The sequence below is a fragment of the Puniceibacterium sediminis genome (genome assembly GCF_900188035.1).
Taxonomy (GTDB): Bacteria; Pseudomonadota; Alphaproteobacteria; order Rhodobacterales; family Rhodobacteraceae; genus Puniceibacterium; species Puniceibacterium sediminis.
This window is the reverse complement of the sequence record NZ_FZNN01000015.1, coordinates 81,203-96,884: the sequence shown is the minus strand read 5'-3', so window position 1 is coordinate 96,884 and position 15,682 is coordinate 81,203. Positions and strand designations below refer to the sequence as shown.

The window sequence follows — 15,682 nt, the reverse complement described above, 5'->3', positions numbered from 1 at the left end:
TGCGCGGCTCAGCCGAACATCGTCTCTTCCAGCGTGGTGCCGGAGTAGAAGATCAGCTGACCGGGCATGCTGGTGAACCCGCTCACCCCGGATTTCATCGCATAGCCCTGCGACCGCCAGGAAAGCCCGACCATCGGCGTGGTGTCGATGGCGATCTTTTCCATCTCCTTGTAGATCGCCTTGCGTTCCTCTGTGTCAAAGGTCGCGCGGCCCTTGGCGAACAGCGCGCTGATTTCGGGTGTTTCCAGCGCGAAGCTGCGCACAAAGCTGGCGGGCAGCGATCCGTCCAACACGCTGCTAAGGCCGTCGGGGTCGTTGTTCGACGCGGCGGTGCCCATGACGGCAAGGTCATAGCTGCCCTCGTTGCCCTTTTGCACGCGGGTCGACCATTCGGGCAGGTCGAGCTGCACGTTGATGCCGATCATCGAAAGATAGGCCTGACAGACCTCGGCCGTGGACTGGTGCATGCCGTATTGTGCAGTGGACAGCATGGTGCATTCGAAGCCGTCGGGATAACCCGCCTCGGCCAGCAGGGCGGTCGCCTTGTCGGGGTCGTAGTTCCAGGCGTCCTTGAATTCGGGGTTGTAGAACTCCGACCCTTCGGGGATGGGCAGGTGTTCCAGCGCGCCGCCACGATCATAGAACGCCGCCGCTGCGATGTCTTCGCGCTTGATCGCATGAGCGACCGCCTGACGGACCTTGGGATTGTCGAACGGCGGGCGCGAGCCGTTGAAAGTCAGGTACATAAACGGCCCGTTGGTGGTTTGCAGGGTCAGTTCATCGTTGCCTTCGATCTTGGTCATCGACTGCCATGGCACGTATTCGATCAGATCCACATCGCCGGCCTCAAGCGCCGCAACCCGCAGGTTTTCGTCGGCATAGACGATGGCCTCGATCCCCGAAAGTTTGGGCAGGCCTTCCTTGTAGTACCCCTCCCACGCCTTGAGGCTGAGCGATACGCCGCGGTCGGTAGAGGCGAGGGTAAATGGCCCCGCGCCCAGAGTCGTGTCGCGCGGTTCGCCCTTTTTGATCATCGGCATGTTGAAATCGGCAAACCAGCCGGGCAGCACGGCAAGGGGTTCCGTGGTGACCATGCGCACCGTTTTGGTATCCGGCGTCTCGACCGACGTGATGGCGGAAAGCTGGCCCTGAAAATGTGCGGCTGAATCGGATTTCTGCGCCTCAAGCACGTTCCAGGCGATATCTTCGGCGGTGACGGGCGTGCCGTCGTGCCACTTGGCGTCGCGCAGTTTGAAGATCCAGGCGCCGGTGTCGTCCACTTTCCAGCTTTCGGCCAGTTCGCCGCGCAGCGTGCCGTCGGGCGCATAACCCAGCAACCCGCGGTGGATCAACAGCTTGATCGTGCCGGCGGCGGTGCCGCTTGACGCCCAGGCGTCAAAGCTGGGCGGATAGGTGGACAGCGCAAAGCGCAGAGTGCCGCCTTCCTGGGCAAGCAGGTCGCGGGGTCCGAGGAAAGCAAGTCCCCCGGCCAATGCGCCGGTCGAGGCCAGAAATCCGCGGCGGTTCAAACGTGTGGTCATCTGTCAGGTCTCCTTGTTGGGGGTGTCGGCTCTTGTCGGCCGTTGGATGAATGCGGTTTATTGCGGGTCTGGCGCTATTCGGCGGCCAGTTTGTCACCTTCAGGCGTTTCGCTTTCCATTGCGGGATGGCCGTAGCCGCCGCCGCCGGGGGTTATGACCTCAAGCCATTCACCAGCGCGCAAGATACCCTTGCCGCGATCGAATGCCGGGGTTTCCGGGCTTAGCACATAGCCGCCGTGGCCGCCCGGGCCACCGCCTTCCAGCCCCCAGGAACGGGACAGGTTGCGCGAGATGTCGACACTGACCATGCAGTCTTCGGTGGCGCGATAGACCCGGCGCAGCCCCATGCCACCCCTTTGGCGCCCCGTACCGGCCGACCCGTCGACCAGTTCATAACGTTCGAGAATGATCGGGTATTCAACCTCCAGCGCCTCGACCGGGAGGTTTGAGGTGTTGGTGGCATGGACGTGGATGCCGTCCAGCCCGTCGGCACCGGGGCGGGCGCCGCCGCCGCCGCCGATGGTTTCAAGGTAGACCCAGTAGGTGCCTTTGTCGGGGCCGCTTTGACGGGTGCCGGAAAACAGCGCCACGGTGCAGGTCGAATTGGTGCAGGCCGATACACGTTCCGGCACGGCCTGCGCGATCGCGCCCAGGATCAGGTCTGCGACCCGCTGACAGGTTTGAACCCGCCCGTTGACTGCCGCGGGGTGGGCGCAGTTCACGATCGATCCCTCGGGGGCTGTTACGGTGATCGGACGGGCCAGTCCGGCATTGGGAAGCACTGTCGGGTCAACCACGGATTTCACGATGTAGTAGACCGTGGCCAGCAGCGCGGTGCGGGTCATGTTGATGCCCGACCGCACCTGTGGCGGCGCATCAAAGGCCAGCGCGATTTCGCTGCCGGAAACGGTGACCGTGACCGACAGTGGAATCGGCTCGTCAAAGTCGAGGTTGTCAAAGACGTCTTCGAACCGCCAGCTGCCGTCGGGCAGCGCGGCGATCCCGGCGCGCATCTTGCGTTCGGCGTAATCCAGAAGCGCCTCGCCCGAGGCCAGCACAGTCTCAAGCCCGTGGCGCGCGCAGAGTTCCTGAAACCGCTGAACGCCGACCCGGTTCGCCGCCATCTGGGCACGCAGATCCGACAGCCGTTCGCGCGGTACCTGACAGTTCAGCAGGATCAACTCCTGCACATCCTTCAGCAACACGCCCGCTTGGTAAAGGCGGATCGGCGGGATGCGCAGACCTTCCTGATAGATATGGGCATGGGCGCGGTCCACAAAGTCGGAATGATGCGCAAGGTTGACCGTCCAGGCCACCAGCACGCCGTCGATGAAAATCGGCTCGGCGAGCACGATGTCGGGCAGGTGGGTGCCGCCGCCGCGATAGGCGTCATTCCCGATGAACACATCTCCAGGGCGCATGTCGGCGGGGTCGTGATCGGCCAGCAGCATCGGGATAAAGTCGAGAAAGCTGCCAAGGTGCACCGGGATATGTTCGGCCTGACACAGGGTGCGGCCCTGCCCGTCGAACAGCGCGGTGGAACAGTCGCGCCGCTCCTTGATGTTGGTGGAATATGACGCGCGTACCAGCGCCTCGCCGGTTTCTTCGACAATCGATGAAAGCGCGGCGCCGATGACTTCGACCGTGATCGGGTCCAGCGTGGGCTTGGCGTTATCTGTCATCGGAAAGCTCCAGCACAAGGTTGTCGATTTCGTCCACGTGGACGGTCACGCCGGGCGGGATAAGCGTTGTGGTGTCCATCTGTTCGACAATGGCGGGACCGGCAAAGATCATCCCCGGTGTCATGCGGTCGCGGGCATAAAGCGTGCTGGGCGTGAAGGTGCCGGTTTCGGGGAACCACACATTGCGGTTGCCGGTGATTGCTGCCGATGCATCTGGTCCACCCAATGCACGCCGCGGCAGTTCGGCCTTTTGCACAAGGCCAAGCGCCTCGGCCCGGAAGGTCACGCAAAGGATGCGTTCGTTTTCGACGGCAAAGCCGTACATGCGTTCATGGGCCTGGGCAAAACCGTCCTTGAGTGCGGTCAACGTCGCCAAAGTGATCGCGCCCTCGGGCACAGGGATCGACAGCTCGTAATTCTGACCCTCATAACGCAGATCGACTCGGCAGCTACTGCGGCGCTGGTCGGCGGGAATGCCTTCGGCATCGAACCACTGCTCCGCCTCGTCCCCGACATGTTGAATGGCGTCGCAGATCCTGCCAAGTGCGCGGTCCTCGAGCGGGATCAGCCGCGTGGTCGAAAAATCGGCGCGCAGATCGGTCAGCAGCAGACCCATGGCGCAGAGGATGCCGGGATTGCGCGGGATGATCACGCGGGACATGCCCAATTCTTGTGCCAGCCGGACGGCATGCAGCGGACCCGCGCCGCCAAAGGCCATCAACGCGTACCCCCGGGGATCGTGCCCCCGCTGAACCGAAATCACGCGGATCGCCTTGGCCATATTGGCGGTAACGACCGAAATTATGCCCTGCGCCGTGTCCATGACGCCCATGCCCAGCGTTTCGGCCATGGTTCCTATGGCTGCGATTGCCAGATCACGCCGGACCTTCATCCGCCCGTCCAGAAGATGCGTTGGGTTCAGAACCTGTAGCACGATGTTGGCATCGGTGACCGTCGGCTCGGTTGCGCCGCGCCCATAGCAGACCGGTCCGGGATCGGCGCCAGCGCTCTCCGGCCCGACCTTGAGCAGCCCGCCAGAATCGATCGACGCGATTGAGCCACCCCCGGCACCGACGGTGTGGATGTCGAGCATCGGCGCCTTGATCGGATAGCCGTGCACCATGCTTTCATTGATCTGCGCGGTCCGCCCCTGCGCCATAAGCGCAACGTCCGAAGACGTGCCGCCCATATCGAATGTGATGATGTCGGGGAACCCGGCCTGCGCGCCGATGGCCTGCGCCGCAACGACCCCGGTCGAAGGGCCCGAAAGCACCGCGCGCACCGGAGTTTGCGCCGCGACTTCGAACCGAACGACGCCACCATTTGACTGTGTGAGGTGCGGAGGAACCGGCAGGCCCAGATCCCGAAGGCGCGGTGTCAGCCGACTGATGTAGCGATGCATGATCGGGCCGAGGTAGGCGTTGACGGTGGCGGTCGAAAGCCGCTCGAATTCCCGAAACTCGGGCGCGATTTCGTGACTGGTACAGACAAAGACATCGGGCATTTCCTGTTCGACGATGCGGCGGGCCTGCTGTTCATGCGCCGGATTGACGAAGGCATAGAGAAAACAGATCGCAACCGCTTCGACACCTGCCTCTTTCAGGGACCGCGCAGCGGCGCGCACCGCGTCTTCGTCCAGTGGAAGCGAAATATCCCCGCTTTGCATAATCCGCTCAGGCAGGCCGAACCGAAGGTCACGGGGGACGAGTGTGGGTGGTTTGCTGGCGAAAAGGTCATAAAGATCCGGGCGTTTCTGCCGCCCGATTTCAAGCAGATCGCGAAAACCTTCGGTGGTGAGCAGCCCGACCCGCGCGCCGCGCTGGGTGATCAGGGCATTGGTCGCCACGGTCGTGCCATGGCCGAGGTAGGCGATGGCGGCGGCGGGGTCGCCCTGCGCACCGGCACATTCGCTCATGCCCTCTTCGACACCCTGCGCAATACCGCGCGAAGGATCGTCGGGGGTCGAGGACACTTTCCAGACGGCGATCTGGCCACTGTCCTGATTGAACATGCAGACATCGGTGAAGGTGCCGCCGGAATCGACGCCGACGCGCCAGCTGCCCTCGGGGTCGATTTTTGCCGTACCGTCCATCATTTCTTTGTTGGCCTTTTGGTGTGTTCTTCACGTATACAAGAAGAATACAACACGCTTGTCCAGAATAAAGCTATCTGCGGGCGCAACGCGGCCCGAAAACCGCCCGGAGGTGATGAATGAGTAGACACGAAAAGCGTGCACACGCGGAAAAGGAGCCCACGGCTGTCGGCGTCACCGCGCGTGTCCGTGCCTATGACGGGATTCGCGCCGCCATCCTGAGCGGGGTCTTTGCGCCCGGCCGTTTCATCGAAGAGGCGATTGCCTGCGAAATGACCGGTGTGTCGCGTTCGCCGGTGCGCGAGGCGCTTAATCGGCTAGCCGCCGAAGGGTTCGTCGAATTGCACCCGCGGCGCGGCGCGATGGTCAGGCTGCTGTCGGCGGATGAATTCGAAGACCTCTGCGAGGTGCGCCACATGATTGAAAGCCACGCGGTGCGGCGCATCTGCCGGGACGCGCGACCGGTCCCGGACGGGCTGGAGGAGCTGTGCGAAGCGCAGACACAGCTGTCCGAAGATGATTTTCTGTCCAGCGTCGAAATCAATCGACAGTTCCATCAGGCGATCGTCGCAGCCTCGGGCAACACTGTTCTGGTTCAGGTGTTCGACAATCTTCAGGCGAATCTGACCCGTGTCGCGATGCTGTCGTTGAAACTGGGCGTCGGCCAGAACGACGTGATTGTGAAGGAGCATCGGGAACTGATCGCAGCACTGATCGCTCATGATGAGGATCGCGCGCTGAGCATTCTGGATCGCCATCTCGTGGGGATGCCACGGCTCAAATCATATTTGCCGACATAACGTCGCGCTTCGCGTCGAGTCAGGAGGTGCGATAATCGTGCCTGTGGGTTTGTTGCCATGCGCGGCATCGGACATCCGATTTCCGCGCGTCGTCCAATGCAAAGCTCTTTGTCACAGCTGAAGCGAATCTTATCGGTATGGCTTTTTCGACGCTGACTGCGGCCGTCTAAGTGTTCGATCAACGTCCCTGGCGGAGTTAATCGAATGAGTATTCTGCCCATAGGTTCGTAGTCATGCACCGGTTCAGCGAAGAACGTCGCTGCGATCTGTGTTCCGACGGTTTACGGATGCGGGTAAACGTCAAGCTGCGGAAGAGAGCCGCACTGATTTTCGTACCTCCGTGATCGCGGCCCAAGATCGGACACCTGAATTGGTCCCCGAACGGGTAACCACAATCTCCACGAATGGTCAGCAGTTTCTATACCACCGGTGCTGGTGCCATCGCGTGACAGGGCGTCTCATGGTTGCAACGAACAGAATTGGAACGCAGCCGCTATGAACATTCCCAGCACCCTTCCCGATCCATCGGCGGCGCCCGATCACCGGCGTATCGAACCGGTGAGCACAACCCGCAGTTCTGACATTCAGGCAATGCTCACCCGATGCCTCGTGGCCGTGACCCGGGGTCAGGTCAGCGACGTTGCCCGCCTTCTGGATGGGCGCAGGTCTGTCGACAGCCTGCCTGCGGGCGAACGCTTTATGGCGCTGCAAGCTTTGGGTGCCTGGCATCAGCTGCTGGCCATCGCCCGGGAATTCGAAGCCGTCCAGATGCGCCGCGAGATCGAGCGCGCCGGGCACGCCGCAGACATTCCCGGATCCTTTGCCGAGGTGTTTTCCCGTGCGGCCGGGGGCGGCAAGAACCGCGAAATGATGGAGACGGCACTGCAAAAACTGCGCGTCGCCCCCACCATGACCGCCCACCCGACCGAAACCAAGCGTGTTACGGTTCTGGAAACCCACCGCCGCATCTATCGTCGGTTGACGGACCTCATGGGCCGGAACTGGGCCCCCCGCGAACAGGAGGCGCATCTTCAGGCCCTGACGGCCGAGATCGAAATCCTGTGGCTGACCGGAGAATTGCGTCTGGAAAAACCGACCGTTGCGCAAGAGGTACAGTGGGGCCTCTATTTCTTTCGCGAGGTGCTTTATACGGCGGTGCCCGCGCTTCAGGACACCCTGGAACACGCCTTGCGTCAATCCTACGAAGGTCTGTCACCAGCCCCCTTCCTGCGGTTCTCAAGCTGGATCGGCGGCGACCGCGACGGCAATCCGCATGTGACCGCGAAGGTGACGCGGGACGCGCTGGTCGAATACCGCGTGGCGGCGATCAGGTCCTATCGCCCCACACTCGCCGAACTTTGTCGCGAGCTGTCGCTCAGCCTCAGCGTGACAGAAGTACCGAAGGAATTCCTCAAACTGGTGGCCGTTCAGCTTGATCTCTGTGGAAGTGCTGCGGATCACACCCGTGTGCAGAACTCTGCTGAACCCTTCCGCCAGTTTTCCACCGCGCTGCTTCTGCGCCTTGATGCCACTCTGGGTGCTGTCTCAGATGTGACGCCATTCGCCTCTGCCCGCGAATTCCGCACGCTGGTCCAGGCGCTGGACACGGCACTTGTGCAATCAGCTGCGCATAGGGTCGCGGCACGGCGCGCCCGCCCGTTGCTGCGCCGGATCGATACCTTTGGTTTCCGCACAGTATCGCTCGACATCCGCCAGAACGCGACGGTGATCAACCGTACTGTCGCCGCCGTGTTCGCGGCGCGCGGTGGGGACTGCCCACAAGAAGGTACGGCGGACTGGTCCAAAATGCTCGCCAAGGCGCTACAGGACGAAACACCTCTGGATCGCGCGGCGCTTGGTGACCTGCCCGATGAGGCGAACGAGACGCTCGACCTCTTCAGTCTTGTTGCCCGGACGCGTGCACAGGACCGGCAGGCCATCGGCGCGGTGGTCCTGTCGATGACAACCTCGACAGATGACATCTTTGCGGTTTACCTACTGGCACGCTGGACCGCCGCGGCCGATACGCATGACCTGCCCACCGACATTGAGGTCGTGCCCCTGCTTGAGACCATCGACGACCTGCGCGCGGCGACAGAAATCCTTGACCAGCTTTTCGCCAACCGCACCGTGCGTCGCGCCATGCGCGAGGCCGGGGATGTGCAGGAGATCATGCTTGGCTATTCCGATAGCAACAAGGATGGCGGGTTCCTAACGTCGAACTGGGAGCTGGCCAAGGCGCAGACCGCCGTGCGCCGCGTCGGCGAAAAGCACCGCGTAAGGGTATCCTTTTTCCACGGTCGAGGCGGGTCTGTCAGCCGCGGGGGCGCCCCCGCCGGGCGCGCCATTGCCGCGCAGCCTGCGGGCACTGTCGACGGGCGGTTGCGTGTGACGGAACAGGGCGAAATCGTCTCGGCAAAGTTTGCCAACCGCGGCACGGCCCTTGGAAATCTCGAATATCTCTCTGCCGCGGTTCTGGCCCATACGCTTGAGACCGGGAACACAGAGCCGGACACGCCCGAATTCAACGAGGCGATGGAGGCGCTGTCCGGTCTGTCCCAGATCAAGTATCTCGATCTGGTGCGCAGCCCCGGGTTCATCGACTATTTCCACGAAAGCAGCCCGGTGGATGAATTGTCTCTGCTCAAGATCGGATCGCGACCGGCGAAACGCTTTGGCACTTCTGCGCGCGATCTGTCAGACCTGCGCGCCATCCCTTGGGTCTTTGCCTGGAGCCAGAACAGGCACATGCTGAGCGGCTGGTATGGTATCGGCTCGGCGCTGGCGGCGTTCACGCGCGTGCGTGGTGATGATGGCCTTGATCTGCTCCGCCGCATGTTCGAACGTTCCCGGCTTTTCCGGCTGGTGATCGACGAGGCGGAGAAGGTGCTCTTTCAATCCGACATGGATACAGCCCGTGCCTATTCCGAACTGGTGCAGAACCCGGCCACCCGCGCGTCGATCTTTGGTAAGGTGCAGGCGGAACACGACCTGACCCGCAGCATGATCCTGGCGGTGGCTGGCGGGCGCGATCTGTGCGAACGCTTTCCGGTCTTTCGCGAACAGGCCAACAGCATCGCACCGCAAATGGCTGGCGTGCACCGCCTGCAGATCGACCTGCTTGACCATGTGCGCCGGGCCGGTGGCGCGGACAAGGCTGACCCGGCCGAAGTCGACGCGCTTTTGATGACGATCCACGTCATTTCCAGCGGTCTTGGCTGGACCGGCTGACCCTGGAATGAAGCCGTCAAACAGCGCCAGCGCGGCGGACCGCATACCGCCCACCGGGATCCCCCAAATACGTGCGGAGACGCCGATCGGACCGGCTGGCAGGTTGCGGCCACGGATGGGCTGTCAAGCCTGATCCGTGGTTGTAGTTGGACGCTAAATTGCGACGTACTTATGCGTAGCACGGATTTCCGTGATGTCGGCGCCATGTCCGGGACCCACAGATGTAATATCAGGGGCAGCCGTTATCGAAGCCGAAGTGATGCGTAGGGACGGTACAGCACCCGCCAGATAGTTCCGGCGGGTGCTGTGTTTCTCAGGCTGTCAGCCCCTCGGGCTCGGACAGCCCATTGGCGCGGCAGCAGGCGGTGACCGTGTTGGCCAGCAGGCAGGCAATGGTCATCGGCCCGACCCCGCCCGGAACAGGGGTGATCGCCCCGGCCACCTTGGAGCAGGGGTCGTAATCGACGTCCCCGACAAGCCGTGTCTTACCCTCGCCCTTTTCCGGCGCGTCGATGCGGTTGATACCCACGTCGATCACTGTTGCCCCCGGTTTGATCCAGTCGCCCGGCACCATCTGCGGGCGACCTACGGCAGCGACAACAATATCGGCGCGGCGGACCACATCCGCCAGATTTTTGGTACGGGAATGCGCGATCGTGACCGTGCAGCTGTCGTTCAGCAGCAGTTGTGCCATCGGTTTGCCTACGATGTTGGACCGACCAAGCACCACCGCATCCATCCCCGACAGGCTGCCGTGATGATCGCGCAGCATCATGAGCGACCCCAGCGGCGTACAGGGCACCATCGATTTCTGTCCTGTCCCCAGAAGGCCCACGTTGGAAATATGGAACCCGTCCACATCCTTGGCCGGATCGATGGAATTGATCACCAGATCCGAATCCAGATGCTTGGGCAGCGGCAGCTGAACCAGAATGCCATGCACCGCCGGATCATTATTCAGCTTGTCCACCACCGCCAGAAGGTCCGCCTCTGATGTGTCGGCATCCAATTTGTGCTCATAGGAATTCATGCCAACTTCGACGGTCATCTTGCCCTTGGAGCGGACATAGACCTGACTTGCCGGATCTTCGCCGACCAACACCACGGCCAGACCGGGCGTGATGCCGTGGGTTTCCTTCAGCTTGGTCACATGCTCTGCCACCTGCGCGCGGACTTTCGCGGCAAACGCCTTGCCGTCAATTACTGTCGCCGTCATCGGATCTCCATTCATCAAAAGCCGGGGTCGGGACACCGCCCTTCCCCAACTCTGGGTCAAAATTTTCCCACCGGAGACATCATCGACCTGATGGCGACTTGTCTCGGAGGTCTGAGTTAAAACAGCCCCTCAATCAATCCCTCATCATTCAGGTGGATCGCTTCGGATGCTGGCCTGCGCGGCAGGCCCGGCATGGTCATGATCTCGCCACAGATCGCGACGACAAAACCCGCCCCTGCCGACAACCGCACCTCGCGGACCGGCAGGGTAAACCCGGTGGGGGCGCCGCGCACCGTTGGGTCGGTGGTAAACGAATACTGCGTCTTCGCGATGCAGATCGGCAGTTTGCCATAACCCTGCGCTTCCCATTCCTTCAGCTGTGTCCTGATCTTGCCATCAGCCACCACGCCATCCGCGTGATAGATATTCTTTGCGATGCTCTCGATTTTCTCGAACAGCGGCATATCGTCAGGATAAAGCGTCTTGAACTTGGCCACACCGGAATCCGCGAGATCGGCAACTTTACGTGCCATTTCTTCGATTCCCGCACCGCCATCTGCCCAATGTTTGCACAGCACCGCCTCGGCACCCAGCCCGGCGACATAATCCTTCACCGCCTGCACTTCGGCATCTGTGTCGCCTGCGAAATGGTTGATGCCAACCAACACGGGCACGCCGAACGACTGCAAATTGGCGATATGCCGACCAAGGTTCGGGCAACCCGCTTCGACTGCCGCGACATTTTCGGCCCCAAGATCACCCTTGGCGACACCACCGTTCATCTTCATCGCCCGAACGGTCGCGACGATCACCACTGCATCGGGCGACAGGCCCGCCTTGCGGCACTTGATATTCAGGAATTTCTCGGCGCCAAGGTCGGCACCAAATCCAGCCTCGGTCACTACGTAATCGGCCAGTTTCAGGGCCGTCGTCGTGGCAATTACCGAATTGCAGCCGTGGGCGATGTTGGCGAACGGGCCACCATGCACGAAGGCCGGATTGTTTTCCAAAGTCTGCACAAGGTTCGGCTGCATCGCGTCCTTCAGCAGAACTGTCATTGCACCATCTGCCTTGATGTCACGGCAATAGATCGGCGTTTTCTCACGGGTATAGGCGACGATCATGTCACCCAGACGCTTTTCAAGATCGGCAAGATCCTTTGCCAGGCACAGGATCGCCATGACCTCGGATGCGACGGTGATGTCGAACCCCGTCTGGCGCGGAAAGCCATTCGCCACGCCGCCCAGAGACGTCACCACATCGCGCAGCGCCCGGTCATTCATGTCGAGGACACGCCGCCAGACGACCCGCCGCTGATCAATGTCCAGAGGATTGCCCCAGTAGATGGAATTGTCGATCATCGCGCTCAGCAGGTTATGCGCCGACGTGATTGCGTGGAAATCGCCAGTGAAATGGAGGTTCATATCCTCCATCGGCACCACCTGCGCGTATCCGCCGCCGGCCGCGCCACCCTTCATGCCGAAGTTCGGGCCAAGCGATGCTTCGCGGATGCAGATCGCCGCCTTCTTGCCGATCCGGTTCAGCCCGTCGCCCAGACCCACTGTGGTCGTGGTCTTGCCCTCGCCGGCCGGGGTCGGGTTGATCGCGGTCACCAGGATCAGCTTGCCGTTGGGGCGGTCCTGAACCGAATTGATGAAGTCCTGCGAGATCTTCGCCTTGTCATGGCCATAAGGCAACATGTCCCCTGCGCCGATTCCCAACTTGGCCCCGATCTCTTGTATCGGTCGTTTCGAAGCCTCGCGGGCGATTTGAATATCTGTCTTGTAGCTCATGGTTTCTCCTCCCGGGTCCCTGGCAACCCCCAGCGACTGCCATGGAACATATCGTCAGGGCAACTAGCCAGTTGGTAGAATTGCCGTTTCGCGACGAGATTCCGCCCGCCCGGAAAACTCAACCTACCCAGTCGGGCGGGAAATAAAGTTGCGCATTTTGTCACGCAGCCGAAAGAATAGGTAGACTTGAATGCGACGGTCAGGTCTGCTTTGCGGATTGATGAAAAAATCATCATCTCCGTGGGGTCGGGAGGAGAACCATGCAAAATCCGCCGGAAGCGCTGGAGGCCCAGATCAGGGTCGTCCTTGCCGAGCCCAATCCGCTTGTCGTTTCGGCCCTTGGCATGTGCTTCAAGGGTGATCAGCGGTTCCGTCTGGTCGCAACCACGGAAAGCGGTGCCGACATCCTGGCCATGCCCGAGGAAGACATGGATGTCGTAGTTTTGTCCTGGCAGTTGTCGGACATGACCGCCCCGGATGTGTTGCGCGCTCTCAAGGCGCGTCAAAGCAAGCTCCGCACGACGATCTTTTCCAACAGCCGCGATCTTGGCCATGTGCGTCAGGCGGTGCGGCTCGGGGCGCTTGGATATTGCTATCAGTTCGATGATCCGTCGGTTCTGTTCGACACGCTTCACGCGGTCGCGAACGGGCGGCTGTGCGTGCCCTACATAGATGTGACGCAGATCAACGACACACCGCTGGCGCACCTGACGGTGCGCGAACGCGAATTGCTGGCCGTTCTGGCGCGTGGCTGGACCAATCAACAGATTGCTAACCGGACGGGCATTTCCGAAAACACGGTGAAATACCACCTCAAGAATCTGTATGACAAGCTGGACGTACGCAACCGCGCCATGGCCGTCGCGGTCTATTCGCGCGAGGCTGAGGATTGAAAGTCTTGCCAACGCAAGATCTGTTTCCAACCCGCAACAGCTCAATTCCGCCGCAGGGCAACAGCTGGCAACCCCAAGGTGCACAGACCGCCCGCGCCCCCATCGGGTAGGCTTAAACCCATCCCCGGGACGTGCTTTCCTATCCTGCAAGGTGTTCTGAGCGACCGAGCCCGCTGGCATCCTCAACCGCAGAGAAACGCATATCCACAGGATTTCCGTAGGGAGGAAACACCAATGGCCGGCTACAATCACCTATACATCCCGGGTCCGACAAACGTGCCCGAAGAGGTCCGCATGGCGATGAATGTCTGCATGCAGGACATGCGCGCGCCTGATTTCCCCAACTTCACCAAGCCGTTGTTCGCCAAGGTGCAAAAGGTGTTCAAGAACACAACCGGCCGCGTCTTCCTCTACCCCTCCTCGGGCACTGGCGCATGGGAAGCGGCGATCCAGAACACGCTTTCCCCCGGTGACAAGGTCCTGATGAGTCGGTTTGGCCAGTTCTCGCATCTTTGGGTCGACATGGCGCAGCGCCTTGGCCTTGATGTGGAGGTGATCGAATGCGAGTGGGGCGAAGGTGTCCCTGTCGAGAAATACGCCACCCGTCTCAAGGCCGACCCCGGCCATGAGATCAAGGCCGTCTTCGCCACGCACAACGAAACCGCCACCGGTGTGAGTTCAGATATCAAGGGCGTGCGTGCAGCACTGGACGCGGCCAACCACCCTGCCCTGCTGATGGTTGATGGTGTGTCCTCGATCGGGTCGATCGAATTCGATCAGGATGCCTGGGGCGTGGACTGTGCCGTGTCCGGATCGCAAAAGGGTTTTATGCTGCCTGCGGGCATCGGCATCCTTTCGGTTTCCAAATGGGCACTTGAGGCGCACAAACACGCCGAATATCCCCGCACCTTCTTCAGTTTTGAAGATATGATCGCCACCAACGATCAGGGGTATTTCCCCTACACGCCCGCAACCCAGCTGCTGCGCGGGCTGGATGTGGCCTGTGACATGATCCACGCCGAAGGGCTGGAAAACATCTGGGCCCGTCACCACCGCCTCGCCTCGGGTGTCCGGGCGGCGGTTGATGCCTGGGGCCTCAAGCTTTGCGCGAAAGAGGCGAAGTGGCATTCCAACACGGTCAGCGCGATCCTGGTTCCCGACGGTGTGGATGCCCGCGACGTGATCGCGACGGGCTACAGCAAATACAACACGTCTTTCGGGACCGGTCTGTCCAAGGTCATGGGCCGCGTGTTCCGCATCGGCCATCTTGGCTGGCTGAACGAAGGCATGGTGAGCACGGCGCTGTCCGTCGCCGAGATGTCGATGATCGACGTCGGCATGAACATCAAGGCCGGATCGGGTGTTGGTGCCGCCATCGACTATTTCACCAGCACAGCTGCGAAATCGGGCAAGGCCATTGCCGCCGAATGATTGGCGCGACGGATCAACCAACATGAAAGACCAAAGACAATGAGCCATACAGTACACGGCATGCGCGTCACGCGCTTGCAGCGCTCGACGCTCGCGGTGCCGGCATCCAACGTTGCGATGATTCAGAAGGCAGCAGACAGTAATGCCGACGTCGTCTTCCTTGACCTCGAAGACGCCGTTGCCCCCGGCGACAAGGAGCAGGCCCGCAAGAACTGCATCGAGGCGCTCAACGATATCGACTGGAAGGGCAAGAACAAGGTTACGTCTGTCCGCATCAACGGTCTCGACACCCATTACATGTACCGCGACGTGGTGGATGTGATGGAACAGGCCGGCAGCAAACTGGACGTGATCCTGATCCCCAAGGTTGGCCTGCCCGCTGACGTGTATATGGTCGAAGCCATGTGCAACCAGATCGAAATGGCGATGGGCTACAAACGCAAAGTCGGGCTTGAGGCGCTGATCGAAACCCCTCTTGGCATGGCCAATGTCGAAGCGCTGGCTGCCGCGCCGTCGCGGCTTGAGGCGATGCATTTCGGCGTTGCGGACTATGCTGCCTTTCACAAGGCGCGCACGGTCAATATCGGCGGTCTGAACCCGAATTACCCCGGCGATCAGTGGCACGCGGCGCTTTCCCGCATGACCACGGCCTGCCGCGCCTACGGTCTGCGCCCCATCGACGGCCCGTTTGGTGATTTCTCTGATCCCGACGGTTTTCGCGATGCCTGCAAGCGGGGCGCAGCGCTGGGGATCGAAGGCAAATGGGCCATTCATCCTAGCCAGATCGACATGGCGAACGAAGAATATTCGCCTACCCCGGCCGAGGTTGAACGCGCCGAACGAATCCTGGTGGCGCTCAAGGAAGCTGCGGCACAGGGCAAGGGCGCGGCAAGCCTCGATGGCAAGATGATCGACGCCGCATCCGAAAAGATGGCGAACAACGTGCTTGCCGTTCAAAAGGTGCTGAAGGCCCGCGCGGCGTAACGACGACAAGGGAGGAGAC

At 61.4% G+C, this 15,682-nt stretch carries 10 protein-coding genes; 5 read left to right on the top strand and 5 right to left on the bottom strand.

Going from position 1 to position 15,682, the window contains the following annotated elements; translation table 11 throughout:
- Window positions 1-8: 8 nt before the first annotated feature.
- The 3 genes from CHB75_RS15725 to CHB75_RS15715 form a co-directional block, all read right to left on the bottom strand.
- Window positions 9-1,541 (bottom strand): ABC transporter substrate-binding protein, encoded by a 1,533-nt coding sequence (locus CHB75_RS15725; RefSeq protein ID WP_089272179.1) that lies wholly within the window; start codon window positions 1,539-1,541, stop codon window positions 9-11.
- Window positions 1,542-1,615: 74 nt separating this feature from the next.
- The gene (locus tag CHB75_RS15720) at window positions 1,616-3,223 is read right to left on the bottom strand and encodes a hydantoinase B/oxoprolinase family protein (RefSeq protein ID WP_089272177.1); all 1,608 of its coding nucleotides are present in this window, start codon (window positions 3,221-3,223) and stop codon (window positions 1,616-1,618) included.
- On the bottom strand, window positions 3,213-5,318 hold the full coding sequence (locus CHB75_RS15715) for a hydantoinase/oxoprolinase family protein (protein ID WP_089272175.1): 2,106 nt from the start codon (window positions 5,316-5,318) through the stop codon (window positions 3,213-3,215). Before CHB75_RS15715 ends, CHB75_RS15720 begins: the two co-directional genes overlap by 11 nt.
- Window positions 5,319-5,434: 116 nt before the next feature.
- On the opposite strand from CHB75_RS15715, the gene CHB75_RS15710 reads away from it, so the two are divergent.
- The gene (locus CHB75_RS15710) at window positions 5,435-6,115 is read left to right on the top strand and encodes a GntR family transcriptional regulator (RefSeq protein WP_089272173.1); all 681 of its coding nucleotides are present in this window, start codon (window positions 5,435-5,437) and stop codon (window positions 6,113-6,115) included.
- Window positions 6,116-6,610: 495 nt separating this feature from the next.
- The gene (locus CHB75_RS15705; protein ID WP_089272171.1) at window positions 6,611-9,346 is read left to right on the top strand and encodes a phosphoenolpyruvate carboxylase; all 2,736 of its coding nucleotides are present in this window, start codon (window positions 6,611-6,613) and stop codon (window positions 9,344-9,346) included.
- Between the two features lie 313 nt (window positions 9,347-9,659).
- Here the strand turns inward: CHB75_RS15705 and folD are convergent, their stop codons facing one another.
- Together folD and CHB75_RS15695 are read right to left on the bottom strand one after the other, a co-directional pair.
- Window positions 9,660-10,562, bottom strand: a complete 903-nt coding sequence (folD, locus tag CHB75_RS15700) for a bifunctional methylenetetrahydrofolate dehydrogenase/methenyltetrahydrofolate cyclohydrolase FolD (RefSeq protein WP_089272169.1) — start codon at window positions 10,560-10,562, stop codon at window positions 9,660-9,662.
- 116 nt (window positions 10,563-10,678) lie between these two features.
- Entirely contained in the window at window positions 10,679-12,355 is a 1,677-nt protein-coding gene (locus tag CHB75_RS15695) for a formate--tetrahydrofolate ligase (RefSeq protein ID WP_089272167.1), read from the bottom strand.
- Window positions 12,356-12,615: 260 nt separating this feature from the next.
- Between CHB75_RS15695 and CHB75_RS15690 the strand changes: the two genes are divergently transcribed.
- From CHB75_RS15690 to CHB75_RS15680, 3 genes are all read left to right on the top strand, one after another.
- Window positions 12,616-13,248 carry a LuxR C-terminal-related transcriptional regulator gene (locus CHB75_RS15690; protein ID WP_089272165.1) on the top strand — a complete coding sequence of 211 codons (633 nt, stop codon included), beginning with the start codon at window positions 12,616-12,618 and terminating at the stop codon, window positions 13,246-13,248.
- 234 nt (window positions 13,249-13,482) lie between these two features.
- Window positions 13,483-14,679 carry an aminotransferase class V-fold PLP-dependent enzyme gene (locus CHB75_RS15685; RefSeq protein WP_089272163.1) on the top strand — a complete coding sequence of 399 codons (1,197 nt, stop codon included), beginning with the start codon at window positions 13,483-13,485 and terminating at the stop codon, window positions 14,677-14,679.
- Window positions 14,680-14,718: 39 nt separating this feature from the next.
- Window positions 14,719-15,663, top strand: coding sequence for an HpcH/HpaI aldolase/citrate lyase family protein (locus CHB75_RS15680; protein ID WP_089272161.1), 945 nt, complete (start codon window positions 14,719-14,721; stop codon window positions 15,661-15,663).
- The last annotated feature ends 19 nt before the right edge of the window (window positions 15,664-15,682 follow it).

Bases quoted from the DNA above. Each gene is read 5' to 3' on its own strand.
- CHB75_RS15725 (WP_089272179.1), bottom strand. From the start codon at position 1,541: ATGACCACACGTTTGAACCGCCGCGGATTTCTGGCCTCGACCGGCGCA.
- CHB75_RS15685 (WP_089272163.1), top strand. From the start codon at position 13,483: ATGGCCGGCTACAATCACCTATACATCCCGGGTCCGACAAACGTGCCC.
- CHB75_RS15720 (WP_089272177.1), bottom strand. From the start codon at position 3,223: ATGACAGATAACGCCAAGCCCACGCTGGACCCGATCACGGTCGAAGTC.
- CHB75_RS15705 (WP_089272171.1), top strand. From the start codon at position 6,611: ATGAACATTCCCAGCACCCTTCCCGATCCATCGGCGGCGCCCGATCAC.
- folD (WP_089272169.1), bottom strand. From the start codon at position 10,562: ATGACGGCGACAGTAATTGACGGCAAGGCGTTTGCCGCGAAAGTCCGC.
- CHB75_RS15715 (WP_089272175.1), bottom strand. From the start codon at position 5,318: ATGATGGACGGTACGGCAAAAATCGACCCCGAGGGCAGCTGGCGCGTC.
- CHB75_RS15680 (WP_089272161.1), top strand. From the start codon at position 14,719: ATGAGCCATACAGTACACGGCATGCGCGTCACGCGCTTGCAGCGCTCG.
- CHB75_RS15695 (WP_089272167.1), bottom strand. From the start codon at position 12,355: ATGAGCTACAAGACAGATATTCAAATCGCCCGCGAGGCTTCGAAACGA.
- CHB75_RS15710 (WP_089272173.1), top strand. From the start codon at position 5,435: ATGAGTAGACACGAAAAGCGTGCACACGCGGAAAAGGAGCCCACGGCT.
- CHB75_RS15690 (WP_089272165.1), top strand. From the start codon at position 12,616: ATGCAAAATCCGCCGGAAGCGCTGGAGGCCCAGATCAGGGTCGTCCTT.